Here is a 25,887-nt window from a genome sequence, read left to right as displayed (position 1 = left end):
GCTCCCTCAGGTGTAGGTCGTGGTGACAGGTCAGGCATTCACTGCCTTGGAGCTTGCATAACTCCTGCGCGGCCGGCTGGGAACCCCAGCTAGCTGACGTGCACTCTGGGACGCCGGGACGCATCGTGTTCGGCCTCCCTCAGCACCTCACGCGTGACCGGAGCGACCTCGCCTCCCCCGGTGATCAGATATTTGAACATGTTCGAGATCGGGTTGCCCTCTGTCCACTCGAAATAGATCTCGGGGACCAGCCCCGTCTCATCCCGGATCTCCAGCAACACTGCCGCAATGGTGCTCGGGATATTGCCACTCGTGACCTCAAGCACCCGATACCCGTGCCGCGTAACACCCTGCACGACGAGGTCTTCTTCGAAATCCGAGGAATCGGAGACGTGTACTTCGAGAAAGATCACGGGCGATCGTTGCGGAAGATTGCCATAGCGGCGTTCGTCCTTGCTCTTCTGCTGATATTCGGCGGCACTCGCGGTGTTCGGCTCGTGAGACACCAGCCGTAGCACGCCGTATTCCTCTGCATCCTGCAGGACAAAGTCGCGCGCGGTCGGGTCAAGGATGACCGAGGTCGCCCTGAGCTGAAAGGAGCGACGCAACCGGGACAGGATCGAGATTGCGAGGATACCGAGAATGAACAGCGTGGCGATCCGGACGCCATCGGGCCGTTCGATCACATTCGCAATGGTCGTGTACAGGAAGATCAGGGCGATCGCTGCGAACCCGACAGCGGCCCACCGCTGCTTCTTGCGCCTGGCCGACAGGGTGACTGCGACCGATGCCGAGGTGATGACCACCAGGACGCCGGTGGCATAGGCCCCGGCCTGCGCATCGACGCTGGCCTGAAACTCAAGTGTGATGAGAAAGGCAATAGCGATGAAGACCAGCACCAGAGGTCGAACAGCTCGTGCCCACTGCGGCGCCATGCCATATCGCGGCAGGTAGCGCGGCACGAGGTTCAGCAGCCCGGCCAGGGCGGAGGCTCCCGCGAACCAGAGGATGCAGATGGTGCTGATGTCATATACCGTGCCGAACACCGGGCCCAGGTACTCGTGAGCGAGGTAGGCAAGAGCACGCCCGTTCGCCTCACCGCCTGGCTGAAACTCCGCCTGCGGAATCAGCAACGTCGTCACGATGCTCGAGGTGATGAGAAAACCGCTCATGATGATGGCGGCAGTGGTGAGCAGTCTCTTCGCGCCCCTGATCCGTCCGCGTGGGTTGTCAGGCGTATCCGCTGCGTCACCCGTGATCTGCGGCATCACCGCAACACCTGTCTCGAAGCCGGAGAGCCCGAGCGCCAGTTTCGGGAACACGATCAGGGCAATGCCGACCATCACGAGCGGATTGCCATGCTGGGCGTTCAGTGCGCCCCACCAGTCGGAGACGAGTGTCGCCTCCTCGGCCACCTGCGCGAGGCTGACTGCGATAACGATGAGATTCAGCGCCAGATACACCCCAACGAGCACCACTGCGATGCCGATGGCCTCGGTGAAGCCGCGCAGGAAGACAGCTCCGAGCAGCGCGATGAGCACCAGCGTGACAACGAGCTGGCCGTCTTCGACCCAGGCCGGTGCCAACGGATTCTGGATGGCGTGGGCAGAGGCATCCGCTGCTGACAGGGTGATGGTGATCATGAAGTCGGTGGCAGCAAAACCGAGCAGCACCAGCACGAACAGTTTTCCGCCCCACCACGGCAACAGGCGCTCAAGCATATGGATTGAGCCGGAGCCCTGGAAGCTCTCAGAGGCGACGCGTCGGTAGACCGGCAGCGCGCCGGCCAGGGTGAGCGCGACAAGCACGATGGTGGCGAGTGGCGACAGCAGGCCGGCTGCCAGCGCTGCGATTGCCGGTTGGTAGCCCAGGGTCGAAAAATAGTCGACGCCGGTCAGGCACATGACCCGCCACCAGGAGTGGGTCTTCTCCACCTGCTGAGCGTGTGGGCCGACGTGTGCACCACGCGGATCGACGAGCCCCTTCAGCATCCAGGTTCTGAGGGACCCCCACGACGTGCCATCAGTGCTCACGTCGACAGAGTACGCCCGGCTGGCTACTTCACGAGGTCTTGCCAGCCATCACCGTCGACGTACTCGAAGATCAAGTTGGTCTCGGTGTGGGCGACGGCCGGATGCTCAGCGAGGTGCTCAAGCACGAAATCACGCAGGTGCGAGGCATCCGCTGCAGCCACGTGCAGCAGATAGTCGTCAGCGCCGGCGACGTGGAACATGCCGATAACGCCAGGCCAGTGCGGAGCCGCGCTGGTGAAGTCGTCGATCTGGGCTCTGGCGTGCTTGGCGAGACGCACAGCGATGAGAGCCTGCAGCGAAGCACCGAGAGCAGCCAGATCGATGTTCGCCCGATAACCACGGATGTGGCCCAGCTGCTGCAAACGGCGCAGGCGGAGCGACACCGTCGACTCAGCCACCCCGATCTCCGTCGCCAGCGCAGCACCTGAGGCGCGGGCGTTGACCGAGAGCGCTTTGAGAAGTGCGCGATCGACTCTGTCGAGGTCTGATTTCTTCGATTCGAGGGGCCCGGTGTCTTTCACCCTCAAAGTTTATTCGACATCGAGCGCCTACTCGGCACACGCTCCATCATTCGACGCGAATTCATGCAGAATCTGTGCAACCTTTGCCCAACTCAACTTCGGCCGAGTCGGCGCCGCAACAAGTCGATCCGTTTTTGCAGCTGGGTCACGCTGGCCTGGGCGACTGCCGGCCCTCCACACAGCTGCCTCAGCTCGGCATGCACCATGCCATGCGGCTCGTTCGCGAGTTTCGACCACATGCCAACCAGGCTGTTGAGCAGCGTGCGCTGCTCTTTCAGCGTGCGGTACAGCGGAATCTCTTCCTCGCCCTTCTCGTCGGCAGGAGTGTTCTTGCGCCTGTCGTCAGCCCGCTTGGACTGCTTGGCCTGGCGCTGCCGCAAGAGCTCAGAGACTTGCTCAGGCTCAAGCAGACCTGGAATGCCGATGAAGTCGAACTCCTCATCGGTGCCAGGCTCGGCGAGCTGGCCGAACTCGTCACCGTCGAAGACGACCCGGTCGAACGTCGCCTGCGAATCAATTGCTTGCCAGCTGAACTCATCGAGTAGCCCGTCTGAGCCCTTTTCCTGCCTGTTGGCTTCGGCGACCATGGCGTCTTCGGGGTTGTACATCCCATCGCCCTCGTCGTCGCGATTGCGACGATCGAGCGCGTGATCGCGTTCCATTTCAAGCGCGTTGGCGAGGCTGGTCAGGCTGGGGACGTCTGGTAGGAAGATCGACGCGGTCTCACCACGGCGTCTGGCACGCACGAAGCGGCCGATGGCCTGGGCGAAGAACAGCGGGGTGGATGCGCTCGTCGCGTAGACACCCACGGCGAGGCGGGGCACATCGACGCCCTCGGACACCATGCGAACGGCGACCATCCACCGCTTGGTGTTGTGTGAGAACTCCTCGATCCGGTCGCTGGCTTCCTTTTCATCGGAGAGCACAACCGTCACGGATTCGCCACAGATGTCTTCGAGCATCGAGGCGTAGGCACGCGCACTCGTCTGGTCTGTCGCGATGACGAGGCCACCGGCATCAGGGATGCCGTTCCGCACCTCTGTCAGACGCTGATCCGCTGCACGCAGTACAGCCGGAATCCAGGATCCACCAGGATCCAGCGCCGTGCGCCACGCTTGCGAAGTGATGTCCTTGGTGTTGCCCTCGCCGAGCTTGGCTTCCATCTCGTCGCCGGCTTTGGTGCGCCAGGTCATGTGACCGGCGTAGACCATGAACATGACGGGACGCACGACGCCGTCTTCAAGCGCCCGGCCGTAGCCGTAGCTGTAGTCGCTCTGCGAGAGCCTGATGCCGTGCTGGTCTGGCAGGTAGTTCACGAAAGGGATGGGCGACGTGTCAGAGCGGAACGGGGTTCCGGTCAAGGACAAACGACGCGTTGCCGGTTCGTATGCCTCACGGATCGCGTCGCCCCAACTCAGGGCGTCACCGCCGTGGTGCACCTCGTCAAGAATGACGAGAGTACGGTGCGACAAAGTCAGGTCTCTGTGCAATGCCGCGCGTGTCGCGACCTGCGCGTACGTGACGGCGATGCCGTGATAGTGACTGCCGTATCGACTGTCGCTGTTCTTGAAGTACGGGTCGAGACGGATGCCGGCACGGGCGGCGGCCTCGGCCCACTGACGTTTCAAGTGCTCAGTCGGAGCCACGACCGTGATGCGATCGATGACGCGCCTGGCACGCAGTTCGGCCGCTAAACGCAGGGCAAACGTGGTCTTTCCGGCGCCTGGCGTTGCGGCGGCGAGGAAGTCTCGGGGTTCGGTAAGGAAGTAGGCGTCGAGAGCCTCTGCCTGCCAGGCACGGAGCTTGTTTGCAGTACCCCATGCTGCACGTTCCGGGAATGACGGCGAGAGATGCTCTGCTGCTGATGTGCCCTGAGCGGGACCGAAGGCTGGCGGAGTATTCACTTCATAAGAACCTATCAAGTTGCGCTGGTATCCGCCTGACGATGGAGAATGAAATCATGACTGAACAACTTCATCCGTGGTCACGATACGTGGCGCTGGGAGACTCATTCACCGAAGGGATCGGCGATGCTGAGCCCTCGAGCCCAGGCGGCCACCGGGGATGGGCAGATCGCGTCGCTGAAGTTCTGAGTCAGGGCAACGATGATTTCTCCTATGCGAATCTCGCTGTGCGCGGAAAACTAATCCGTCAAATCGTCGACGAACAGATCGAGCCGGCCCTCGCGCTTCACCCAGACCTCATCACGATCTCGGCGGGCGGCAACGATGTAATTCGGCCGGGCACTGATCCTGACCAGATCGCGGCACAGTTTGACTCGGCGATCGCCCGATTGGCCGCAGACGGCGCCACCGTCGTGATCTTCACCGGAACGGATGTGGGCTTCTCCCCCGTGTTCCGTGGCATCCGCGGCAAGGTGGCGATCTACAACGAGAACGTGCGGGCGATCGCCGCACGGTACGACTGCATCGTTGCCGATCAGTGGGCACTCACCGAGATCCAGGACCCACGGATGTGGGCGCCCGATCGGCTGCACCTGAATCCACTCGGGCACCACACCGTCGCCCGCATGGTGCTGGCGGCCCTCAACGTGCCGAACTCGCTCGAGCCGCAGCGGCCGGAGCCGCTCCCCGCCGCATCGTGGCGTCAGGCGCGCACAGGAGACCTGGCCTGGGCCAGGGAATATCTCATGCCGTGGGTAGTCCGTCGAATCCGCCATCAGTCCTCAGGCGATCATGTACTGCCCAAGCGACCGGATGCCGGACCATTCGCAGCCGGTGGAGGTTACGTCGATCCTCGCCTCGATCTCCCGCCAGCGCCTACAGCGCCCGATACGCCCGATGAGCGCTGAGGGAGCGCTGAGGGAGCGCTGAGGGAGCGTCCGGGACAGGGCGCGCGGGCGCTAGCCCAGCTTTGTCGGGTGGGTCAGACGCCAACCGAAGCCAGGATCACTCACCTCTGAATCGAGTACCAGCGGCACGGTGACCGTCTGGGTGCCGATGACGAAGTCGACCGAGCCGACTGACTCACCAGCATCCCCCGTGGTGATCTCCTTCACCGTCGGAGAACCGGAGATTGGCGTATCTGACCAGACGAGTGTCGACGCGGCCTCTGCGGTGACAGCGTGAGCACTCTGACCCCACTCGGCCGTGTATGTGGCGAACGAAACACCCTGCTCAGTGAGCTGAACCTCCTGGAAGCCGGTCTTCACGCTGTCGATCAGCTCTGAAATCGACTCGTTGAGCTCTGAGTGGGTCTCTCCGCCGAGTACGAAGCCCACAAGGGTCACGGTCTTGGTTCCCACTGTGATGTCCGCTGAGAAGAGCAGGCAGGCGCCGGCTTCATCGGTCGTACCGGTCTTGATGCCGTTCACGCCATTGATGCCGAGCATTTTGTTGGTGTTGGTGACTTCACCGATCGTCGGCAATGTCGCAGTCTTCATCGCGACAATCTCAGCGACAACCGGCGACGACTTCACAAGCTTGCCGATTTCGACCAGGTCAGATGGCGTGCTCACGCTCTGGGCTGACAGCCCGCTGGTGTCGACAACCGTGGTGCCGGTCAGCCCGTGATCGGAGAGCCAGGATGCGGCGGCAGCGAGGTACGCGTCCTCAGAGCCATAGGCCCAGATCGCGAGCGACTTGGCGTAGTTATTGGCGGATGGAAGCAGCATGGCTTCAAGTGCCTCACGCTGTGAGAGCACCATGCCAACAGAAACCGGGGCCGACGAGCCGTTCTCGGCGATGGTCTCGTAGTAGATGTCGATGTCGTCTTCGGTGAAGGTGATATCCGGCCCGGCCTCGCCGACGCCGAGCGGCTTGGCCTGAAGGATCACGAGGGCCGTTATGGTCTTGGCGATACTCGCAATCGGCACTGGGGATGCGTCGCCCTCGGAGGCCAGCACTCCGTCAAATCCGACAGCACCGATCGCGCTCGTGCCGTAGCCAGGCCACTCCGGAGTTGCAGCCGGCTGCGTGAGCGTGACAGGCGGGGCGACTTGCGCCGCGTTTGCCGGCAACGGCGCGAGTCCGGTGCTGAATCCGTAAATGATGGCGATGAGAACGACGGTTAAGACGCTCAGCGCGGCAATACGTCGACGTCGATAGATCTGGCGTCTGGTCAGGTGCATCCGTCAATTCTATCGATGGCTGGCTGTGCTGACGCCTTACGCGCGGAGCGTGTATAGGGCCACGGCGCTGGCCGAGGCGACGTTCAGCGAATCGACGCCGTGCAGCATCGGGATGGTGACAACGGTGTCTGCGGCGGCCAGCGCCTGCTGGCTGAGCCCGTCACCCTCTGCGCCGAGCACAATCGCGATGCGTTCCGGTTGGTTCGCTGCGAACTCGTCGAGCGTCACCGCGGTGTCAGAAAGCGCCAGAGCAGCAAGGTGGAAGCCTGCTGCATGCAAAATGGGCGCCGCTTCCGACCATTCGGGCAAACGCGTCCACGGCACCTGCAACACGGTGCCCATGCTCACACGCACGCTCCGACGGTAGAGCGGATCGGCGCAGCGCGGCGTGATCAGGACGGCATCGGCGCCGAGACCGGCGACCGAGCGGAAGATGGCTCCAACGTTGGTGTGGTCGACGATGTCTTCGAGGATGACGATGCGCTTGGCATCCGTGATCAGGTGTTCGACGCCCGCCAGCGCCGGCCGGTGCATCGCCGCGAGAGCGCCGCGGTGCAGGTTGTAGCCGGTGAGCTTTTCGAGGACTGCCGGTTCGCCGACGTACACGGGCACATCCGGCCAGTCAGCCATCAACGGCTCGATGTCGGGCAGCCACTGCTCCTGCAGCAGCACTGAGCGCGGCTGGTGGCCGGCAGCCAGGGCTCGGGTGATCACCTTGCTCGATTCCGCGATGTAGAGCCCACCCTCGGGCTCGAGCACCTTGCGCAGAGCGACATCCGTCAATCGTGAGTAGTCGGAAAGCCCCGGCAGTGTGAGGTCGTCGATGTGGATCAGGTGCACGGCGGTGGAGCCTTTCGATGGAGGTTGCCTGTCAAGACTGCCAGTAGCGAAACAAAGTCGGAAACCGGGTTGTTTAGAATCAGGTCATAGGGATGCGCGTATGAAGAGGGAAGTATGACCGCTGGAACTGCAGGACTCGCCGAAGCTGCGCCCGACGCATCACTTGATGCTGTCGCTGATCTGCTGCGCGGCGGTCGTACGGCTGTGCTTACCGGGGCGGGCCTCAGCACTGACTCCGGCATCCCCGATTATCGGGGTGAAGGCGCCCCTGTCCGCAGACCGATGACGTTCCAGACGTTCGTCGCCGATGAGCGCGCGCGAAAGCGCTATTGGGCAGGCAGCCACTTGGGATGGCGTCGGTTCAGCGCCGCACAGCCGAACCTCGGGCACCGTTCACTTGCTGCGCTCGAAGCGCACGGCGCCCTCACCGGTGTAATCACGCAAAATGTCGACGGCCTGCACACTCGGGCAGGCTCCCTGCGTCTTGTTGAGCTGCATGGGTCGATGGATCGCGTCGTTTGTCTGGATTGCGGTCAGGCGTTCAGTCGCGAGAGCGTGGCGAGCCGACTTGAAGCGACAAATCCAGACATCCTCACCCCAGAGGGAATCACGGTGAATCCGGACGGTGACGTCGATGTCAGCAACATCGACGAGTTCAGCATTCCGGCGTGCACCGTTTGCGGGGGGATGCTGAAGCCCAACGTGGTGTTCTTTGGCGAGTTCGTGCCCACCGAGCGATTCGCCGAAGCTGTTGCACTCGTCAACACGGCCGACGCACTGCTCGTTGCCGGATCTTCGCTTGCCGTGAATTCTGGCATCCGCTTGCTTGAGGCCGCCCGCCGTCGCAAACTCCCCATCGTCATCATTAATCGGGGGCAGACTAAGGGTGACGCCCGTGCCGCGATCAAGTTGGAGACCGGGGCTTCAGAGGCGCTCGCCGGGCTGGCTTCGAGGCTGGGCGTCGGACAAAAGACGGGGCTGGACCACCAGTTGATCGCCTCGAAAGGGAAACGACTTTCATGACGAGACTCTCGATTGTGCGCCACGGGCAAACCGACTGGAATCTGCATAAGAAAATCCAGGGCAGCACCGACATTCCCCTGAACGCAACGGGTCGTGCCGAGGCCGCTGCAGTCGGCTCCGCGCTCCGCGAACGCGACTGGGATGCCATCGTGACGAGTCCGCTGAAGCGGGCACACGAGACGGCGCGCATCATCGCGGGTGAAGTCGGGCTGGCTCCCCCACGCGTGATTGCTGAACTGACCGAACGTCACCACGGTCAGATTGAGGGGTTGACCTTCGAGGAGCGACAAGCCCGCTTTCCCGACGGTGTCGCTGTACCTGGGCTGGAGACCAGACAACAGGTTCTCGACCGCGTGATCCCCGCGCTCGGGCGAATCGCCACGGAGCACGAGGGTGATTCAGTGCTCGTCGTCAGCCACGGAGGAGTGATCGGCACCCTGATCCGTCATCTCACCGACGGCAAACGACCGAGGCACGATGAGATCATCGCCAATGGATCCGTGCACGACTTCGCGTGGGAAGACGGAAAGCTGGTGCTGACCCACTTCGACTCCACGATCCGGCAGCTCGGAGACGCCTTTCACACCATTCGCTAGCGGCGGAGACCATGGTGATGGGGCACATCCGTTGCCGAGCGAGCGCCAACTGCTATCTCAAAGATGCGCTGACGCGGTGGTGGTGACACCGGAGGCAGCTGCCTGCCACAGGTGCAGGGCCGCGTACGAGCGCCACGGCGCCCAGGCTGCAGCTTTCTCGGCCAGGGTACGGTGCGCTCCAGTTTTCGAGAGGTTGGGCTCGAGCGTGCCCACCGCGATCGCGCCGGCGACGAGGGCGACATCGCCGTGCAACCAGGCATCGGGGTCGCCCAGTACACGCATCGAGATGTACGCGGCAGTCCACGGTCCAATACCTGGCCGGGCCACGAGACGCTCTCGCAATACCTCTGGGTCTGCGCCCACATCGACGACGAGTTCACCGTCGGAGAGAGCACGGGCGGCAGCGACTACGGTGCGCACGGAGCGACCGGGGAGCCTGAGCGGGCGATCCTGATCCAGCGGATCGCCCGGCATCGGTTCTGGCACCCCAGCTGCAATCTGGCCAGGCGTCGGGAACAACCGATCAATACCGGCGAATGATGACGTGTAGCGCGTGCCCAGCAAGGCCGTAAGGCGACCCAGGTGTCCTCGCGCCGCCGCCACGGATATCTGTTGCCCCACAATCGCGCGTATGACGAGTTCGTGGGGGTCAACCGCGCCGGGCACCCGTATCCCGCGCGTTCTGTTGACGAGCAGCGCCAAGGCGGGATCTGCGCTGAGCGCGGTGTCAACGGCGACGGGGTCGGCATCCAGGTCCAGCATCCGCCGCACGCGCGCCACCGCGGTCGCGACATCAGCGAGGGAGGCCAGCTCCAGTTGCGCCTGCAGGCGCCACTCAGAGCCCCCACCCTGTGTCGCGATGATCTCGACGGCACCGGCTCCGTGCGGGAGCAACAGGCTTCGCGCGTACCGCAGCGGGCCGTCAGTCGGAAGCTCGGCGGCCTCGACACCGGTGATCGCGCGCGCCGCCAGGAACCGAAAGAGGCCTGGAGCATCGAACGGCTGCCGCACGGGGAGAACGAGGCTGAGGCGTACCGATGCGCCGCCTATCATCTCCGCGCCGTCTTCGGGTGATTCTCTGTGCGCGGTCGCTGCCCTGGCGTTGGCAGCGCGATACCGCGCCCGCACCTCTCCAGGGCGCGCGGCGAACACCTGCAGAAAAGTATCGTTGAATTGCCGAATCGATCCGAAGCCGGCCGCGAAGGCGACATCCGCCAGTTGAAGGTCGGTGCCGACGAGCAGACTCCGAGCCGTTTGCGCTCGACGCGCTCGAGCTAGCGCAAGCGGTCCGGCGCCGAGCTCGGCCACAAGCAGGCGGTTCACCTGGCGCTCGCTGTAGCCCAGATGCGCCGCCAGACCGTTCACACCCTCGCGATCCACCACACCATCGACGATCAGCCGCATCGCCCGGCCAGCCAGATCCCGACGCAGATCCCACTCTGGCGTGCCGGGTGCCGCCTCAGGCACACAGCGTTTGCACGCGCGATAGCCGGCTTCGTGCGCCCCTGCCGATGTGAGGTAGAACGTGACGTTCTGCGCTTTCGGCGTGCGTGCCGGGCAGGATGGACGACAGTAGATTCCCGTCGACGACACAGCGGTGAAGAACTGGCCGTCGAACCGAGTGTCGCGGGCGTCGATCGCCCGATACCGCTCGTCAAACAGCGGATCGTACTGCGATCCATGCGCGTCAGCGGCTGCGCTTGCGACGAGTGTCTGCGGCGCACGTTCGTCGGTTGTCACGACTCTATTCTCGCTCTCCGCCAGGTCAGTGCGCTGCTTGGTCGGTGAGTACTCGCGTGCTCGCGTCCAACAGTCCGTTGAGCACGCCGTACTCGAGCCCACCCGCCACCGATTCATAAGTCCCAGAGGCGAGCAGTTCCGCTGTCGCACGGTGCACGACGGCGTAGGCCGCCTCCGCCACGCCGGACCCCACACTCACACGTGCCACCCCGACGCGAGCGAGTTCGGCGACGCTGAGCGAACCAGGGCCTGCCATCACGTTCACGGGCGCTCCTATGCCGGCCGTCAGCTCTGCGATCGTGGTGGCATCCACAAGGCCAGGCACAAATATCCCGTCGGCTCCTGCCTCCAGATAACGCGCTGCTCTGTTGATGCTCTCTGTCACGCGCTGATCCGGTGCTCCGATGCCGCGCAGGAAGACATCAGTGCGTGCGTTGATAAACAACCGCACCCCGGCCCGATCCGCCACGGTGCGAACTACGGCGATGCGTGCGGCCAGCTCATCGACGCCGCACGCCCCATCTTCGATGTTGATGCCCACAGCGCCGGCAGCAAGGAGCCCTTCGACGGTGACCGCGACATCCGCTGTTGCAGCAGCAAATCCGCTCTCGATATCGGCGGTGACCGGCACTGTGACCGCAGCGGCGATCCGCGTTATGACGGCCAAAGCCCGCTCGCGACCCAGGCGGTCGCCGTCCGGCATTCCCATGGACCAGGCGACGCCGGCGCTCGTGGTCGCGACAGCCTGGGCGCCGGCGGCTTCAACGACCAGGGCGCTGGCGACGTCCCAGGCGTTGGCAAGCGCGAGCGGCCGCGCGGTGTCATGAAGGGAATGGAAGCGAAGGGCCTGAGCGGCGAGAGTGGTGTTCATGAGTACATTCCACCAGCGGATGCGCGCCACGTCTGGCGGAAATCAGACACGAGAGCCGTGCTCGTGCCGCAGCGCCGACACGACTCTGTGTTGATGCGCCTTCACACGGCGGACGCTGCAGCGATGAACACGAACGGATGATTGGAGAGCGACGGCGCCCCTGCCCCCGGCCGTCTGCCTAATCAGTCGCTGCGGTGCGCGCCGTCGTCGGTGATACAGCTCCTGCATCCGTTGCACCAGAGCCCGCCCCGCGGCGTGCGGCTTCGGTCTCTTCCAGTGCAGCCAGCAGCGTCTTCGCCGAACGCGCCCAGGTGAACCGGGACGCCTGCACGACCGAGCGCTTCGAGCGAGTTGCCCACTCAGCCGGCATGCTCAGTTGCAGAACGCGTGCAGCGAGTTCATCAGGGGAGTCGGGGTCGAAGTAGAGCGCCGCCTCTCCCCCGATTTCACGGAAGATCGCAATGTCGCTCGTGATCACGGGCGTGCCGACGTTCATCGCTTCAACGAGCGGAATTCCGAATCCCTCGTCGCGTGACGCAGAGACAAGCGCCGTCGCTTCCTGAAGCAGCTCGAGGTACTCGGCATCCGTTGCGCCGTTGTGGAATACCAGGTTCGCCTGCGGGGCAAGAGCCGTCAGGCGCGTGCGCTCAGCATCGTCGATCCTGCTCATGAGGTGAAGCGTGTAGCCGGGCAGCGCGGCGGCGGCCCGCACCAGGGTGTCGACGTTCTTGTACGGCATGAACGAGCCCATATACACGAGGATGCCGGCTGACGGCATCGACCGCGTCATGTCCGGCGCCGCGGGTGAGGTGGCAGCGTTGTGCACGACGGTGATCGGCTTGACGGTGAGCTTGTGATCCTCGATCAGCTTCTTGGTGGTCTCTGAAACAGTCACCACGCCGTCTGAGCGGTTGAGCAGCATCCGCTGGGGCCACCAGGACAGGTGATACAGGCGCCAGAGTGCCCTTATCGGCCACGCGAGGTTTCTCGGCGGCGTGCGGTTGCTGTAGTAAATGAGGTCGTGGACCGTCAAGAGCAGGGCATATTTACGGCCCCAGGAACCCATGGTCTGCATCGGGCTGAACACCACGTCGGGCTTCAGCCGGTTGATTGTGCGGGCAATGAATGGCTCCATCGCACTCGTCGGAGAGCTGACGAGCTCCCACGGCAGCGGCGGCAACAGCGCGAGTTGCCTATGATCACTGATCAGCATGGTGACCGGATGCAGCGCGGCCAGCTCGGTCACGATGCCGGCGGTGTAGCGGCTGATTCCGTCGTGCTGGTCGAAACGCGTGTAGCGGCAGTCGAAGACGATCTTCATGCGGGTTTCACAGCGCTCAGGAAGCTCTGTACGTGGGCTGCGGCCTGCGCAGGCACTTCGTAGTGGATGAGGTGGCCGACATCGGAGATGACCCGTAGATCGGCGTCAGGGAAGAGTTTTTGCAGGCGATATTGGGCAGGCACGGCCGTGATGTCATCCTTCTCTGCGGCGATCAGCAGCGTGGGCTGGCTGATCTGGGCGGCGAACTCACTGACATCATTCTCAACCGAGGCGGTGAATGCCTCGAGCACAACGCGCCGATCGGAGAATGCCGAGAAATACCTGTCGTGCTGGTTGTGAATCCAGCGGCGCAGTGATTTGTCTTTGGTCTTCACCATGGCCAGGCTCGTGACGCGCACGATCAGCGGGTTCTGCAGCAGTGCGAAGCCGAGGCGCTCCGGCAATTTATCGGCAGCCCAGTAGTAGAAGACAGCGAGACGCGTGAGGATGCCGCGCGGCCCTGACAGGGCAGGCGCGGCAATGGGGTTGACCAGGATAACGCGGTCGGCAGGCAAGCCGCCGGCAACCGCGCCGGAGACGATGATCGAGCCGAACGAGTGGCCGAGGATGACCACGGGGCCGGTGAGCTGCAGCTGCGCGATGAATTCGCCCAGCCACGCGCCGTACCCGGGAATGTCGTGGGCAACCTCCGTGAGCGGGCCGGACTCGCCGAAGCCGGGCAAGTCGGGTGAGATGATCCGGTATCCAGAAAGTTGGGCCACGACGGGCTCAAGGCCGTGGTGGTCGCCACGGAACCCGTGAACCATAACTATTGTTGTCGGCGCAGCAGGGTCGCCATAGTCCCAGTAGTGGGTGGAACTGCCCAGAACTGAGGCTGAGCCCGTGCGAACGGGAATCCGGGCGAGTTGCCCTGCATATGGCGAAGGAACGATCATCACGCCTAAGTTTAGGCATGAGATGCCCGTGGCAACTGGACATTCGCTCCGCTGGTCGACCTAGACTCGAATCATTAGCTTTTAACCAGAAACTGCCCGTCATCGGGCCGGAAGGATCGACGTGAGCTTTACCGCACCCATCCAGCTTCCCGGGCTAGCGCTCGACACCCGCTGGTATCGCCGCGCAGTCTTCTATGAGGTGATGGTGCGGTCGTTCGTCGACAGCAACTCGGATGGATCAGGTGACCTGTCAGGGCTGGTGTCGAAACTCGACTATCTGCAGTGGCTCGGCATCGATGCACTGTGGATTCCGCCATTCTTCAACTCTCCGTTGAAAGACGGCGGCTACGACGTCGCGGACTACCGCGCGATCCTGCCGGAGTTCGGCACACTCGACGAGTTCAAGGACCTCGTCACGAAGGCGCACGAGCGAAACATGCGTGTCGTGATCGACCTTCCGCTGAACCACACCTCTGACCAGCACGACTGGTTCCAGCAGTCCAGGGAGAACCCAGAGGGACCGTACGGAGACTTCTACGTCTGGAACGATGACGACGAGAAGTACCCCAACATCCGCATCATCTTCACCGACACCGAAGACTCGAACTGGGCCTTTGACCCGGTGCGACGCCAGTTCTTCTTCCACCGCTTCTTCTCGCACCAGCCTGACCTCAACTTCGACAACCCGGCTGTGCACGATGCCCTTTTTGAGATCGTGCGATTCTGGCTCGACCTGGGTGTCGACGGGTTCCGGCTCGACGCCATCCCGTACCTGTACGAATCTGAAGAGGGCAACGGTGAGGGCGAGCCGCCCACGCACGAGTTCATCAAGAAGTTGCGTGCGATGGTCGACCGCGACTACCCGGGCCGCATCATGATCGCCGAGGCCAACCAGTGGCCGCGTGAGGTTGCAGCGTTCTTCGGCACGGAGGAAGAGCCTGAATGCCACATGGCATTCGACTTCCCCGTGATGCCCCGCATCTTCTACTCGCTGCGCTCCCAGCAGGCCAACGAGCTGGTTCGGGTGCTCTCTGAAACCACCGACATTCCCGACGGCGCCGGGTGGGGCGTCTTCCTCCGCAACCACGACGAGCTCACGCTCGAGATGGTCAGCGAGGAATACCGCCAGGCCATGTATGGCTGGTATGCATACGACCCGCGGATGCGCGCCAACATCGGCATCCGTCGTCGCCTGGCTCCCCTGCTCGACAACTCGCGCGCCGAGCTCGAGCTGGCGCATGCCCTGCTGTTCGCGCTGCCCGGCAGTCCGTTCCTGTACTACGGCGACGAGATCGGCATGGGCGACAACATTTGGCTGCCCGACCGCGACAGCTCGCGTACGCCCATGCAGTGGACGCCTGACCGGAATGCCGGCTTCTCGGCTGCCGACCCTGGCAAACTGTACCTGCCGGTCGTGCAGTCGCTCGTCTACCACTACACCCAGACGAATGTGGAGACACAGCTGGCGCAGTCGGGCTCGCTGCTGCACTGGGTGCGAAACGTCATTCACGTGCGCAAGGCTCACCCGGTATTCGGGCTTGGCACCATCAGAGTGCTCACGACCAACCATGAGTCGGTGCTCGCATTCATTCGGGAGTACGACGGATCTGGTACCCGTTACGGCGATCAGCCGGAGACAATCCTCTGCGTATTCAGCTTCGCTCACAACCCGGTCGCGTTCAAGATCGAGGATGCAGAGATGGCAGGGACGCGCCTGTACGACGTCTTCGGCGGTTCTGTCTTCCCGAGCTTCGATGACGACGGATCGCTCACACTCACTCTCGGCGCGCAGAGCTTCTACTGGCTGCACTGCGGCTGATTTGATCACCAGCGCGTGAATCGTGCCCGTTGCCTGCAGGTTGTGCAGCGCCGGGCACGCAGTGTCGGTAGTGCGCCGTAGGCTTTCAGTATGAGCACCTGGAGCGACACACTTGCAGTCTTCGATTTAGAGACGACGGGCATCGACGTAGAGACGAGCAGAATCGTGACGGCGACGGTTGCCGTCATCGACGCCGACGGACATGTGCTTGAGCGCGCAGACTGGCTTCTCGACCCGGTGATCGACATCCCGGAGCAGGCAACGAATGTACACGGCATCTCGACCGAGCAGGCCAGGCAGAACGGTCAGGATGCCGCTACCGGCGTAGCCGAGATCGTGCGCGCCCTGCAGTCGGCTCTCGACCGCTCGCTTCCCATCGTGGCGTATAACGCCCCATACGACCTCACACTGCTCAACAGGGAGGCCATGCGACACGGTATCCAGCCGTTGCACGCCCCCTCACCTGTCATCGACCCTCTGGTCATCGACAAGGCGGTTGATCGCTACCGCAAGGGCAAGCGCACCCTCGCCGTGACATCCGCCTTCTATGGCGTCACGCTTGACGACGCGCACGACTCCGGTGCGGATGCCATTGCTGCCGGCCGCGTGGCGCAGGCCATCGCCCGTACACACGCTGCAGCCCTGCCAGCAACAGCGATCGAACTGCACGCACTCCAAGTGACCTGGTCTGCCGAGCAGGCAGCGAGCTTCCAGGACTACATGCGCCGTGCACGCGACCCCGAATTCGTCGCCCAGGGCGAATGGCCGGAGCGATAGGTGAAAGCCCTAGATACTCAGACAGGGTAAACATGCAGAAAGGGCGACCAGCCGAAGCTGGTCGCCCTTTCTGATACGCGGTGTGCGCGCGCGGAAGAGTTACTTACCGAAACCCGCGTAGCGCGAGTTGAACTTCTCAACGCGCCCGGCGGAGTCCATGATGCGCTGCTTACCCGTGTAGAACGGGTGTGACTCCGAAGAGATTTCAACGTCGATGACGGGGTAGGTCGTTCCGTCTTCCCACTCGATGGTCTTCGAGCTGGAGACCGTTGAACGGGTCAGGAACGTCGCGCCCGACGCGAGGTCGCGGAAAACCACGGGAGCGTACTCGGGGTGAATGTCAGACTTCATGAAGACTTCCTTGTTGCGATTTGATGAATGAAAACTGCGATTGGTGAGTTCTGTCTCGCCAAACACGGCGAAAAAGTTGTCCGGCCACAGGGCCAGCTACTGAGTTTAGCAGAAGCCGATTGAATTGGCCGCCATGATCGGGCTATTCGTGCGCGCGTGCCGAATAACGGCCGTCTGTTTCGGTGAGTTCGATGTTGAGATCGAACGTGTCGCTGAGCGTCTGCGACGTCAAAGCCTCTGCCAATGGACCAGCAGACACGATGCGACCCTGCTTCAAGAGCAGGACGTGCGTGAATCCGCGCGGAATTTCTTCGACGTGGTGAGTGACCATGATGATGGCCGGTGCACTCTTCGAGCTGGCGTAGCCGCCGAGAAGCTGCAGGAGTTCTTCGCGTGCGCCGAGGTCGAGGCTTGCTGCCGGCTCGTCGAGCAGCAGGAGTTCAGGGTCAGTCATCACTGCACGGGCGATCTGAACGCGCTTCTGCTCGCCATCGCTGAGTGTGCCGAAGGTGCGCTCTGCGAGGTGCTCGAGTTTCCACTCGGAGAGCACACGAGAGGCGCGACGTTCGTCGATCTCTTCGTACTCTTCGTTCCAGCGGCCTGTCACCGAATATGCGGCGGTCATCACGACATCGAGCACACGCTCGTTGCCGGGAACTTTGCGGGCCAGTGCCGTCGAGGCGAAGCCGATACGGGGACGCAGCTCGAAGACGTCCGTGCCGCCGAGAGGCTCCCCGAGCACTTCGGCCTGCCCGGTTGTCGGGTAACCGACGGCTGCAGCGATCTGCAGCATGGTTGTCTTACCCGCGCCGTTCGGTCCGAGGATCACCCAGCGCTGATCATCGTCAACGCTCCAGTTCACTGAATCCAGAATGGGTGTGCCACCGCGAACGACGGACACGTCGGAGAGCTCGAGAACGTTGACCATACAGCCATGTTATCGGGCTTCAGCGACGCGTTCGACGCCGACCCGGTCACACTCAGCTCGGAAGCAGCGACCGGTAGATCTCCTGGGTGCGGGTGGCGATCTGGGCCCAGCTGAACTCCAGTTCGGCTCGCTTGCGCCCCGCAGCACCCATCTGAGCTGCCCGTTCGGGGTCGCTGACCACCTCAGTCAGCGCAGAAGCGAGATCAGCAACAAATCTGTCTGGATCGATCGGTGTCCCTGTCCCGTCGCTCACCTGATTGATGGGCACCAGGCGCCCCGTAACGCCATCGACGACAACCTCGGGGATGCCCCCTGTAACGGTGCCGACGACCGGCAGCCCGCAGGCCATCGCCTCGAGATTGACGATGCCGAGCGGTTCGTACACCGACGGGCAAACGAAAACTGTGCCGGCCGTGAGCACGGCTGACAGCTCGTGGTGTGGCAGCAGGCGGTCGATCCACACAACGCCATCCCGCTCGCGCTGCAGGGCTTCAACCCCTGCGGTGACTTCTGCCAGGATGCCTGGGGTGTCCGGCGCTCCTGCACAGAGCACCAGTTGCACCTCGGGCGGGAGCAGCGCGGCCGCCCGCAGGAGGTATGGGAGTCCCTTCTGCCGGGTGATGCGACCGACGAAGACAACCGATGGCCGATCCGGGTCGATGCCAAGCGATCGCACCAGTTCCTGGTCATCAACGGGCTTCCATCGTTCAAGGTCGATGCCGTTGTAAACGACATGAACGCGCGATGCGTCAAGGTCGGGATAACTACGCAGGATGTCGCGGCGCATACCGTCGCTGACGGCGATCACGGCATCCGCCGCTTCAAAGGCCGTCTTCTCGATCCAGCTGGAGACGCGGTAGCCGCCACCGAGCTGCTCTGCCTTCCACGGGCGCAGTGGCTCGAGGCTGTGCGCAGTGACGACGTGCGGGATACCGTGCAGAAGCTTCGACAGGTGGCCTGCGCCGTTCGCGTACCAGGTGTGCGAGTGCACGAGGTCGGCGCTGCCCGTGGCATCCGCCATCTGCAGGTCGACGCCGAGCGTGGCCAGGGCGCCGTTGGCATTCGCGAGCTCACCAGGCACCGGATACGCAACCGCGCCAGGCTCGTCTCTCGGCGCACCGAAGCATCGCACGGTGACGTCGATGTCGCTGCGCAGGGCTCGTACAAGCTCTGTCACGTGCACGCCAGCGCCACCGTAGATCTCCGGCGGGAACTCTTTCGTCAACAGGTCTACTCGCATGGAGCAAAACTAGCGCAGCCGGAGCTCGACACATACCTTCAAAGGAATGCTAAGAACGACCGCTTGGCCCTACTCTGAAGTCATGAAGCCTTTGAAGATCTTTGGCATTGTCTTAGCGGGTGGGGAAGGCAAGCGGTTGATGCCGCTGACGGAGGACCGAGCCAAACCGGCGGTGCCATTCGGTGGCCACTATCGGCTGATCGATTTCGCGCTGTCGAACCTGATCAATTCGGGGCTCGGACAGATCGTGGTTCTTACTCAGTACAAGTCCCATAGCCTCGACCGCCACATATCCCAAACCTGGCATGTCTCCGGACTCGTCAACTCGTATATCGCGTCGGTTCCAGCCCAGCAGCGCCTGGGCAAGCGCTGGTTCAGCGGTTCGGCTGATGCGATCCTGCAGAGCCTCAATCTCATCCATGACGAGAAGCCCGACATTGTTGTCGTGGTCGGTGCTGACCACGTCTATCGCATGGATTTCAGCCAGATGATCGAAGCACACGTTGCGTCAGGGGCGCAGGCCACCGTCGCAGCAATCAGGCAGCCGATCGGGTTGGCCGATCAGTTTGGCGTCATCGAGGTCGATGCGGCGACGCCCGATCGCATCCGTGAGTTCCGCGAGAAGCCGACGGATGCGATCGGTCTCGCCGATGCTCCCCACGAGGTGTTCGCCTCGATGGGCAACTACGTCTTCAACGCCGACGCGCTGATTGAGGCGGTGCTCCGCGATGGCGAGAAGACCGACTCGAGCCACGACATGGGCGGCGACATCGTCCCAGACTTCGTCGCACGCGGCCAGGCCGGCGTCTATGACCTGCAGCGCAACGATGTACCGGGCTCGACAGACAGAGACCGCTACTACTGGCGTGACGTGGGAACCATCGACTCATTCTTCGAGGCGCACCAGGACCTCATCTCGGCGCTCCCCGTGTTCAACCTGTACAACCAGTCATGGCCGATTTTCAGTCGTCAGCTCAACTCGCCGCCAGCGAAGTTCGTGCGCGATGCCAGAGGTGCCCTCGGCACCATGATCGATTCGGTCGTCTCACTCGGCTGTGTTATCTCGGGTGCTCACATCGAGCGCAGCGTGCTCGGACCGTGGGTGACCATCGGGTCGGGGGCTGAAGTCGTCGACTCCATTATTTTTGAACGTGTACAAGTGAAAGCGGATGCCGTCGTGCATCGCGCAATTTTGGATAAGGAAGTAGTCATTGAAGAAGGCGCATCGGTCGGGGTCGACCTCCAGCGAGATCTTGCCAGGGGGTTCAGTGTGACCGATTCAGGCATCACCGTCGTCGGTAAGGGAGTTCGAGTACTCCCGTGACCCGCTCCACCCCTTTCCTCGTCGTCTTAGACGCTGATTCCACCCTGATTGAAGACGAAGTCATTGAGTTGTTGGCGGATGTCGCTGGCTCGCGTGAACTCGTTGCCGATGTCACCGAACGTGCGATGCGCGGTGAACTCGACTTCGCCGAAAGCCTGCGAGCTCGAGTAGCGACCCTGGCTGGCCTGCCCGCATCTGTATTCGCTGAGGTTGGCCGCAAGATCCGTCCGACGCCGGGCGTGCATGATCTCATCGCAGGCCTGCACGCCAATGGCAGCCGTGTCGGCGTGGTGTCGGGCGGCTTCCATGAGTTGCTTGACCCGCTGGGTGACGCCCTCGGGCTCGACCATTGGCGCGCCAACCGGCTTGAGGTCGTCGACGGCCATCTCACCGGGGGTTTGGTCGGTCCAATCATCGATGCAGCGGCGAAAGCCACGGCACTGCAGGAGTGGGCGGCTGCAGACGGTGTTGCGCTCACCCAGACGATTGCTGTCGGCGATGGCGCCAACGACCTGGAGATGATGGCTGTCGCCGGACTCTCCGTCGCGTTCAACGCCAAACCGCGTGTGAAGGAAGAAGCCGACATCGTCATCGACGTGGCCGATCTGAGCCAGCTTTTGCCTGTGCTCGGCCTGCGCGGTTAGCTGAGCTACAGAAGAAGAAGCCCCTTCGTTCTAGAACGAAGGGGCTTCTTCTTTTGCCGCGAGCGGCTAGCGAGCGTCCCTAGTGACCCATCCCCGCAACGCGAAGCGTTGCGAAAGGCGGCAGCAGAGCAGTCGGAAGATCCGGAGAGCCGAACGCTTCCCGTGAGTCATGCGAGACGCGACCGACCCTAGTGACCCATCCCCAGCCCACCATCAACCGGAATGACAGCTCCAGAGATGTAGCCGGCGTCATCGCCAGCGAGCCAGGTAACGACGCGGGCAACCTCAGTCGGCGTCGCGAAACGACCGGCAGGGATGTTGCGCTTGTATTCAGCCTGCTGCGCTTCAGGCAGCTCGGCGGTCATATCGGTCTCGATGAAGCCGGGGGCGACAACGTTCGCGGTAATGCCACGCGCACCGAGCTCGCGAGTGATGGATCGAGCCATGCCGACGAGACCGCTCTTGGATGCGGAGTAATTGACCTGGCCGGCAGAGCCATAGAGTCCGACGACGCTGGAGATCAGAACGATGCGACCGAAGCGTGCCTTGAGCATGCCCTTCGATGCGCGCTTGACGATGCGGAAGGAACCTGAGAGGTTCGTGTCGATGACTGACGTGAAGTCGTCCTCTGACATACGCATCAGCAAGGTGTCCTTGGTGATGCCAGCATTTGCGACGACGACCTCGACCGGACCGAGCTCTGCTTCGATCTGGGTGAACGCAGCGTCAATGGATGCGGCATCCGTCACGTCTGCACGCACGGTGAGCGTACCTGCGGGCCCCTCGCCTGAGCGAGCGGTCACTGCAACGCGGTGTCCTTGTGCAACGAATTCTTCGGCGATGGCAAAACCGATGCCTCGGTTTCCGCCGGTTACGAGTACTGTTCTGGCCGTTGTCATGCCTATATCCAATCTGAGTTAGGCGGATTCACAGCCGCACACACATCAGCTCAGCTTACGGCGTACGTCAGAACAGCGCCGCGAGACGTAGGCTTAAGGCATCGGTATCAGCCGTACAACATTGACGAAGCGACAGTTGGAATGAAGCAGCAGGCGATCACCTCACTCCCCCTCTCTCCCGAGGTGGAACGACGCAATCGAATGATCAAGTATTCGGTTGCAATGGGCATTCGCGTTGTCTGCATCGTGATGATGTTGTTCGTCCAGGGCTGGTGGCTCCTGATCCCTGCGGCAGGCGCGATCCTGTTGCCGTACTTCGCGGTCATCATCGCCAACGTGCATTCAGACCCGCGCGGTGGCACTGTCGAACGGCCCGGAGCGATCCTTCCCGTTCGACCGGCCACCGGCGAGCGACCCCATGATCCAACGAACGGCGAGCACCTGTGAACTTGATCGGCGCACAACTTGATCAGGACACCTGCTCCCGGGCTGGATGCCGTGACCACGCGACCTGGCGGCTCGACTGGCGTAATCCCCGCATACACACTGAGGACAGAGTGAAGACCTGGCTTGCCTGCGACGCACACGTCGACTACCTGCGCGAATTTCTGAGCGCCCGCGACTTCCCGCTGGGCGTGCGTGCCCTCACCGGTGATGCGGCATCTGCTGCCTCGGCTGGGGTGGACAAGGCGTGAGCGGCTGGAAATTCGTTTTTTCACGGCGCTGGGCCGGCTATCTGGCGCTCACCATCGTCTTCGCTGTCGTGTGCAGCGGGCTCGGAACCTGGCAGCTGAATCGGCGCGCAGAGGCCTTGGCCGAGATCGCCAAGGTCGATGCGAACTTCGACTCGACCCCGGTTCCTGTGAACGAGGCGCTTCCGCAGCTTGATTCGTTTGACGAATCCCAGAAGTGGCTTCAGGTCGAGCTGAAAGGCACATACCTGATCGACGACGAGCTCCTGGTGCGCAATCGCCCGCTGAACATCAACCCGGGTTTCGAGGTGTTGACACCGTTGCTCCTTGACGACGGTACAGTCTTCGTCGTCAACCGTGGCTGGCTACCGACCGGCGAAGCGCAGGACGCTCCGGATGTTGTTCCTGCAGCTCCGTCAGGGCCCGTCACCGTTGTCGTCAGGCTCAAGGCTGGCGAGCCGACTCTGGCGGGACGCAGCGCGAGCGGCAACCAGATCGCGACGATCAACCTCGACGACATAGCCGGACGCGTCGACAAGCCGACGTATACCGGCGCATACGGCCTGATGGTCACGGAGGATCCCGCCCCAGCTGAACGCCCCGTCGCTGTTACCCGGCCGGTCAGGGACGAGGGCCCTCACCTTTCTTATGCTTTCCAGTGGTACGTCTTCGCGCTGATGGGCTTCATCGGCTTGGGCTGGGCGGTCAGGCAGGAATATCGCACGATCAACGCGCTGGATCCAGAAGAACAGGATCGCGCTGCAGAACGAGCCCGCAAGAAGGCTGCGAAGCCAAAGAGCGACGCAGACGTCGAAGACGAGCTACTCGGGAACCATCGCTAAACATCGAAAAGCCGGCACCGGGCGTCGCGGGTCGCTGACCAGTCTGAGCGCTGCTCAGCCAGCCGCTGTCGCTCACTTGCCGTGAACCCGGCGCATCTCATCGGCGAGCTCAGGCTGTGCGTAGTTCTCTCCGTGACTGAGCTCCGCTACGACATTGCCGATGACCCGGTCTGATTTGTCCTGGCTGAGCTTCGCTCGCGCTTCGAACCGATCGACCAGCAAGCGGAAGCCGATGGTTCCAGACACGATTCGTCTGCCGTACTCTTCGTTGTCCTCGAGCAGGTTGGGCTCTGGAAGCTTGTGCTCGAAGTGCTGCACGAGAGTGCTGAGAACACTCCAGTTCTCTTCGTCACTGAGGATCTCCGGGGTGCCGTACAAATGTGCTGTCACATGGTTCCACGTCGGAACCGCCGGCTCGCCGCCGTACCAACTCGGTGACACGTACCCGTGTGGCCCCTGAATGATGATCATCACCTCGTGTTCTCCCAACTCGAGGGCGCGATCATCCGGACGTCCGACGTGGCTGACGATGCTGATGCCATCGCGGCCCTCCTCCAGGATGACCGGATAGTGCGACGCGACAAGACCCTTCGCCGTGTTGGAAACGATGGTCGCCCACGGGTTCTCCCGAATCAATCGCTTGACTTCTTCTGGGTCGGTGACGATGTAGTGGGGTGTACGGCGCATGTCGACATCATGCCAGACGAGCAGGCGAGCAGACGTACCGACGAGCCACCGGCATCCGCAACGCAAAAGGGGCCGGGAATCAAATTCCCGGCCCCTCGTACGTTGCTGTGATCTGTTAAGCGAGCGTGATCAGGTCGAGGTAGTCCTTGTTCCAGTGATCCTCGATGCCGTCAGGCAGGATGAGCACGCGCTCGGGATTGAGAGCCTCAACGGCACCCTCGTCGTGGCTGACCAGGACGACTGCGCCGCTGTAGTTGGCCAGGGCGTCGAGGATCTCTTCGCGGCTGGCGGGGTCGAGGTTGTTAGTCGGTTCGTCGAGCAGCAGCACGTTGGCGCCGGAGACGACGATCATGGCCAGCGCCAGACGCGTCTTTTCGCCACCTGAGAGCACACCAGCGAGCTTGTTCGAATCATCACCGGTGAACAGGAACGAACCGAGCACACGCCTGGCTTCCATCTCGGTGATGTTCGGCGACGACGACACCATGTTCTGAAGTACCGATCGATTCACGTCGATGGTCTCGTGTTCCTGGGCGTAGTAACCAATCCGCAGTCCGTGACCGGGGATGATCTCGCCGGTGTCCGACTTGTCGACGCCGGCGAGCATCCGCAGCAGTGTCGTCTTTCCTGCACCGTTGAGGCCCAGGATGACGACCTTGGAACCGCGGTCGATCGCGAGGTCGACAGCGGTAAAGATCTCGAGCGAGCCGTAGCTCTTCGACAGGTTCGTAGCCATGAGTGGCGTGCGACCACAGGGAGCGGGCTCCGGGAAGCGCAGCTTGGCCACGCGGTCGACGGCGCGCACCTCTTCGAGTCCGGACAGCAGTTTCTCCGCACGGGCAACCATCTGGTGCGCGGCGGCAGCCTTACTGGCCTTTGCGCCGAACCTGGCGGCCTGCATCTGCAGGGTGGACGCCTTCTTCTCGGCGTTGGAGCGTTCTTTGCGACGACGCTCTTCATCCGAAGCGCGCTGACGCAGGTAGTTCTTCCAGTTCATGTTGTAGACGTCGATGACCGTACGGTTCGCGTCCAGGTAGAAGACGCGGTTGACCGACTCGCCGACGAGTTCGATGTCGTGGCTGATCATGATGCAACCACCGCGGTAGTTCTTGACGTACTCACGCAGCCAGACGACTGAATCGGCGTCAAGGTGGTTGGTGGGCTCATCGAGGATCATCGTCTCTGCGGCAGAGAACAGGATGCGGGCCAGTTCGATGCGGCGACGCTGTCCACCGGAGAGCGTCTTGAGCTGCTGGTCGAGGATGTGGTCGGGCAGGCTCAAGTTGCTGGCGATCGACGCGGCTTCCGCTTCAGCGGCATATCCACCGAGAGCGTTGAACTGATCGGTCAGCGTCCCGTACCTACGCATTGCCGCGCTGCTGACAGCTGCATCAGAATCTCCCATGAGGAGGCTGGACTCCTGCATACCGAGCGCGATGGAGCCGAGGCCTCGAGCATCGAGGATGCGCGTCCGAGCCAGCATCTCCGGGTCGCCGGAGCGCGGGTCCTGCGGCAGGTACCCGATTTCGCCGATGCGCTCGATCTTGCCCTTGGTGGGCAGGGTCTCCCCCGCGAGCGTCTTCGTCAGTGTGGTCTTACCCGCACCGTTACGCCCGACCAGACCGATTTTGTCGCCTGCGGAGACGCGGAAGTTCACGCCTTCCATGAGCACGCGTGCTCCAACTCGGATTTCGAGATCTTGCACACTGAGCACAGCAATAGTCCGTTCGGATGGTGGTGGTGAGGTTCGGGT

The 25,887-nt window shown here is 62.8% G+C and carries 25 protein-coding genes; 10 read left to right on the top strand and 15 right to left on the bottom strand.

The window, feature by feature from the left end; all coding sequences use genetic code 11:
* Positions 1 to 89: 89 nt before the first annotated feature.
* From ACMT3I_RS05710 to ACMT3I_RS05700, 3 genes are all read right to left on the bottom strand, one after another.
* The gene (locus ACMT3I_RS05710; protein ID WP_414803536.1) at positions 90 to 1,991 is read right to left on the bottom strand and encodes an amino acid transporter; all 1,902 of its coding nucleotides are present in this window, start codon (positions 1,989 to 1,991) and stop codon (positions 90 to 92) included.
* Positions 1,992 to 2,056: 65 nt separating this feature from the next.
* On the bottom strand, positions 2,057 to 2,554 hold the full coding sequence (locus tag ACMT3I_RS05705) for an Lrp/AsnC family transcriptional regulator (RefSeq protein ID WP_414803459.1): 498 nt from the start codon (positions 2,552 to 2,554) through the stop codon (positions 2,057 to 2,059).
* A 92-nt stretch (positions 2,555 to 2,646) separates the two neighbouring features.
* The gene (locus ACMT3I_RS05700; RefSeq protein WP_414803458.1) at positions 2,647 to 4,458 is read right to left on the bottom strand and encodes a DEAD/DEAH box helicase; all 1,812 of its coding nucleotides are present in this window, start codon (positions 4,456 to 4,458) and stop codon (positions 2,647 to 2,649) included.
* A 56-nt stretch (positions 4,459 to 4,514) separates the two neighbouring features.
* Here ACMT3I_RS05700 and ACMT3I_RS05695 point away from each other — a divergent pair, with 56 nt between their 5' ends.
* The gene (locus ACMT3I_RS05695) at positions 4,515 to 5,366 is read left to right on the top strand and encodes an SGNH/GDSL hydrolase family protein (RefSeq protein ID WP_414803457.1); all 852 of its coding nucleotides are present in this window, start codon (positions 4,515 to 4,517) and stop codon (positions 5,364 to 5,366) included.
* Positions 5,367 to 5,417: 51 nt separating this feature from the next.
* Here ACMT3I_RS05695 and ACMT3I_RS05690 read toward each other — a convergent pair whose 3' ends face one another.
* Both ACMT3I_RS05690 and ACMT3I_RS05685 read right to left on the bottom strand, forming a co-directional pair.
* Positions 5,418 to 6,644 carry a D-alanyl-D-alanine carboxypeptidase family protein gene (locus tag ACMT3I_RS05690; RefSeq protein WP_414803456.1) on the bottom strand — a complete coding sequence of 409 codons (1,227 nt, stop codon included), beginning with the start codon at positions 6,642 to 6,644 and terminating at the stop codon, positions 5,418 to 5,420.
* Positions 6,645 to 6,680: 36 nt separating this feature from the next.
* Complete coding sequence (locus ACMT3I_RS05685) at positions 6,681 to 7,484, bottom strand: TrmH family RNA methyltransferase (protein ID WP_414803455.1); 804 nt, start codon at positions 7,482 to 7,484, stop codon at positions 6,681 to 6,683.
* 114 nt (positions 7,485 to 7,598) lie between these two features.
* Here ACMT3I_RS05685 and ACMT3I_RS05680 point away from each other — a divergent pair, with 114 nt between their 5' ends.
* Both ACMT3I_RS05680 and ACMT3I_RS05675 read left to right on the top strand, forming a co-directional pair.
* Entirely contained in the window at positions 7,599 to 8,507 is a 909-nt protein-coding gene (locus ACMT3I_RS05680; protein WP_414803454.1) for an NAD-dependent protein deacetylase, read from the top strand.
* Entirely contained in the window at positions 8,504 to 9,103 is a 600-nt protein-coding gene (locus tag ACMT3I_RS05675) for a histidine phosphatase family protein (RefSeq protein WP_414803453.1), read from the top strand. Before ACMT3I_RS05680 ends, ACMT3I_RS05675 begins: the two co-directional genes overlap by 4 nt.
* 57 nt (positions 9,104 to 9,160) lie before the next feature.
* Here the strand turns inward: ACMT3I_RS05675 and ACMT3I_RS05670 are convergent, their stop codons facing one another.
* From ACMT3I_RS05670 to ACMT3I_RS05655, 4 genes are all read right to left on the bottom strand, one after another.
* Entirely contained in the window at positions 9,161 to 10,765 is a 1,605-nt protein-coding gene (locus ACMT3I_RS05670) for a DNA-3-methyladenine glycosylase 2 family protein (protein ID WP_414803535.1), read from the bottom strand.
* 103 nt (positions 10,766 to 10,868) lie between these two features.
* Positions 10,869 to 11,714 (bottom strand): isocitrate lyase/PEP mutase family protein, encoded by an 846-nt coding sequence (locus ACMT3I_RS05665; protein WP_414803452.1) that lies wholly within the window; start codon positions 11,712 to 11,714, stop codon positions 10,869 to 10,871.
* A gap of 178 nt (positions 11,715 to 11,892) precedes the next feature.
* On the bottom strand, positions 11,893 to 13,035 hold the full coding sequence (locus ACMT3I_RS05660) for a glycosyltransferase family 4 protein (protein ID WP_414803451.1): 1,143 nt from the start codon (positions 13,033 to 13,035) through the stop codon (positions 11,893 to 11,895).
* Positions 13,032 to 13,931 carry an alpha/beta fold hydrolase gene (locus tag ACMT3I_RS05655; RefSeq protein ID WP_414803534.1) on the bottom strand — a complete coding sequence of 300 codons (900 nt, stop codon included), beginning with the start codon at positions 13,929 to 13,931 and terminating at the stop codon, positions 13,032 to 13,034. Before ACMT3I_RS05655 ends, ACMT3I_RS05660 begins: the two co-directional genes overlap by 4 nt.
* A 121-nt stretch (positions 13,932 to 14,052) precedes the next feature.
* Between ACMT3I_RS05655 and treS the strand changes: the two genes are divergently transcribed.
* Together treS and ACMT3I_RS05645 are read left to right on the top strand one after the other, a co-directional pair.
* The gene (gene treS / locus ACMT3I_RS05650) at positions 14,053 to 15,750 is read left to right on the top strand and encodes a maltose alpha-D-glucosyltransferase (RefSeq protein WP_414803450.1); all 1,698 of its coding nucleotides are present in this window, start codon (positions 14,053 to 14,055) and stop codon (positions 15,748 to 15,750) included.
* A 90-nt stretch (positions 15,751 to 15,840) separates the two neighbouring features.
* Positions 15,841 to 16,527 (top strand): 3'-5' exonuclease, encoded by a 687-nt coding sequence (locus tag ACMT3I_RS05645; protein WP_414803449.1) that lies wholly within the window; start codon positions 15,841 to 15,843, stop codon positions 16,525 to 16,527.
* 99 nt (positions 16,528 to 16,626) lie between these two features.
* Here the strand turns inward: ACMT3I_RS05645 and ACMT3I_RS05640 are convergent, their stop codons facing one another.
* The 3 genes from ACMT3I_RS05640 to glgA form a co-directional block, all read right to left on the bottom strand.
* A complete protein-coding gene (locus tag ACMT3I_RS05640) occupies positions 16,627 to 16,878 on the bottom strand; it encodes a type B 50S ribosomal protein L31 (protein ID WP_414803448.1) in 252 nt (83 codons plus the stop codon).
* Between the two features lie 142 nt (positions 16,879 to 17,020).
* Positions 17,021 to 17,806: an ABC transporter ATP-binding protein gene (locus tag ACMT3I_RS05635; RefSeq protein ID WP_414803447.1), complete on the bottom strand. Its 786-nt coding sequence runs from the start codon at positions 17,804 to 17,806 to the stop codon at positions 17,021 to 17,023.
* Between the two features lie 52 nt (positions 17,807 to 17,858).
* Positions 17,859 to 19,046, bottom strand: coding sequence for a glycogen synthase (glgA, locus tag ACMT3I_RS05630; RefSeq protein WP_414803446.1), 1,188 nt, complete (start codon positions 19,044 to 19,046; stop codon positions 17,859 to 17,861).
* 82 nt (positions 19,047 to 19,128) lie between these two features.
* On the opposite strand from glgA, the gene glgC reads away from it, so the two are divergent.
* Both glgC and serB read left to right on the top strand, forming a co-directional pair.
* Positions 19,129 to 20,370 (top strand): glucose-1-phosphate adenylyltransferase, encoded by a 1,242-nt coding sequence (glgC, locus tag ACMT3I_RS05625; protein WP_414803445.1) that lies wholly within the window; start codon positions 19,129 to 19,131, stop codon positions 20,368 to 20,370.
* Entirely contained in the window at positions 20,367 to 21,014 is a 648-nt protein-coding gene (gene serB / locus ACMT3I_RS05620) for a phosphoserine phosphatase SerB (RefSeq protein WP_414803444.1), read from the top strand. The genes glgC and serB overlap by 4 nt, the downstream gene beginning before the upstream one ends.
* Positions 21,015 to 21,202: 188 nt before the next feature.
* Here serB and ACMT3I_RS05615 read toward each other — a convergent pair whose 3' ends face one another.
* Entirely contained in the window at positions 21,203 to 21,913 is a 711-nt protein-coding gene (locus ACMT3I_RS05615) for a beta-ketoacyl-ACP reductase (protein WP_414803443.1), read from the bottom strand.
* A gap of 141 nt (positions 21,914 to 22,054) precedes the next feature.
* On the opposite strand from ACMT3I_RS05615, the gene ACMT3I_RS05610 reads away from it, so the two are divergent.
* Genes ACMT3I_RS05610 through ACMT3I_RS05600 form a run of 3 tightly spaced genes read left to right on the top strand, consistent with a single transcriptional unit; the run spans position 22,055 to position 23,447 of the window.
* Positions 22,055 to 22,360 carry a DUF3099 domain-containing protein gene (locus tag ACMT3I_RS05610; protein ID WP_414803442.1) on the top strand — a complete coding sequence of 102 codons (306 nt, stop codon included), beginning with the start codon at positions 22,055 to 22,057 and terminating at the stop codon, positions 22,358 to 22,360.
* 5 nt (positions 22,361 to 22,365) lie between these two features.
* Positions 22,366 to 22,608 (top strand): hypothetical protein, encoded by a 243-nt coding sequence (locus tag ACMT3I_RS05605; RefSeq protein WP_414803533.1) that lies wholly within the window; start codon positions 22,366 to 22,368, stop codon positions 22,606 to 22,608.
* Complete coding sequence (locus ACMT3I_RS05600) at positions 22,605 to 23,447, top strand: SURF1 family protein (RefSeq protein WP_414803441.1); 843 nt, start codon at positions 22,605 to 22,607, stop codon at positions 23,445 to 23,447. Before ACMT3I_RS05605 ends, ACMT3I_RS05600 begins: the two co-directional genes overlap by 4 nt.
* A gap of 72 nt (positions 23,448 to 23,519) precedes the next feature.
* Here ACMT3I_RS05600 and ACMT3I_RS05595 read toward each other — a convergent pair whose 3' ends face one another.
* Together ACMT3I_RS05595 and ACMT3I_RS05590 are read right to left on the bottom strand one after the other, a co-directional pair.
* On the bottom strand, positions 23,520 to 24,134 hold the full coding sequence (locus ACMT3I_RS05595) for an FMN-binding negative transcriptional regulator (protein WP_414803440.1): 615 nt from the start codon (positions 24,132 to 24,134) through the stop codon (positions 23,520 to 23,522).
* Between the two features lie 115 nt (positions 24,135 to 24,249).
* Positions 24,250 to 25,848: an ABC-F family ATP-binding cassette domain-containing protein gene (locus ACMT3I_RS05590; protein ID WP_414803439.1), complete on the bottom strand. Its 1,599-nt coding sequence runs from the start codon at positions 25,846 to 25,848 to the stop codon at positions 24,250 to 24,252.
* Positions 25,849 to 25,887: the final 39 nt, after the last annotated feature.

The sequence above is a fragment of the Leifsonia sp. A12D58 genome, assembly GCF_047530025.1.
Taxonomy (GTDB): domain Bacteria; phylum Actinomycetota; class Actinomycetes; order Actinomycetales; family Microbacteriaceae; genus Cryobacterium.
This window is presented reverse-complemented; position numbering and strand designations above follow the sequence as displayed.